This window comes from Agromyces sp. NPDC055658, from assembly GCF_053618155.1.
This window is the reverse complement of sequence record NZ_JBSHHD010000152.1, coordinates 1-1,054: the sequence shown is the minus strand read 5'-3', so window position 1 is coordinate 1,054 and position 1,054 is coordinate 1. Positions and strand designations below refer to the sequence as shown.

1 protein-coding gene is annotated in these 1,054 nt (G+C 66.9%); it reads right to left on the bottom strand.

The genetic code is table 11. The annotated features are described in order from the left end of the window. Positions 1–908: Re/Si-specific NAD(P)(+) transhydrogenase subunit alpha (locus ACWGPE_RS19265; RefSeq protein ID WP_452049358.1), on the bottom strand; the 908-nt coding region annotated here is incomplete at its 3' end. Positions 909–1,054: the final 146 nt, after the last annotated feature.

Here is a 1,054-nt window from a genome sequence, read left to right as displayed (position 1 = left end):
CCGTTGTCGGTGACGATAGCCTCGTCCTTGACCGTGCCCTCGACGTTGCCGCCGTTGGCCGCGGCCATGTCGACGATGACGCTGCCGGCCTTCATCGAGGCCACCATCTCGGCGGTGATGATGCGCGGTGCGGGCCTGCCGGGAATCAGCGCGGTCGTGACGATGATGTCGACGTCCTTGCACTGCTCGGCGTACAGCTGCGCCTCGCGGGCCTTGTAGTCGTCGTCCATCTCTTTGGCGTAGCCGGTGGCCGAGACTTCGGCCTGCTCGTTCGCGACCGACAGGTACTCGCCGCCGAGGGAGGCGACCTGATCGGCCACCTCGGGCCGCGGGTCGGTGGCCCGCACGATCGCGCCGAGGCTGCCGGCGGCACCGATGGCGGCCAGGCCGGCGACACCGGCTCCGACCACGAGCACCTTGGCCGGGGGCACCTTGCCCGCCGCGGTCACCTGACCGGTGAAGAACCGGCCGAATGCGTGGGCGGCCTCGACCACGGCGCGGTAGCCGGCGATGTTGGCCATCGACGACAGCACGTCCAACGACTGGGCCCGGGAGATACGCGGCACCGCGTCCATCGCCAGCACTGTGATCGGGCGGGTGGACAGCTTCTCGACCAGCTCGGGCTTGAGCCCGGGGGAGATAAGGCTGACCAGGGTCGCGCCGTCGCGCAGCTTGCCGATCTCGGCATCATCGGGTGCGTTGACCTTCAGTACTACGTCGGCGTCCCACGCCTGGCCGATCTCGGCACCGGCGTCGACGTAGGCGGCATCGGAGAAACTCGAGGCAGCGCCGGCGCCGGTTTCTACGACTACCTCATAGCCGAGCTTGATAATCTGTCCGACAGTCTGCGGCGTGGCGGCGACGCGCGTTTCACCAGTCAGGGACTCGCGCGGTATCCCGATGATCATCGATTTTCGGTCCGATCTAGTTGGTTGGGCATGGAAGAGTGTCGCATTGCATGTGGAATCGGTGAGGACCCCCCATGTGGATAAGCGGTGTGCTCAGGGTGCGGCTTTGCCTCTGACCTGTGAAGATCCGTTGCGGTCAGCCGGAA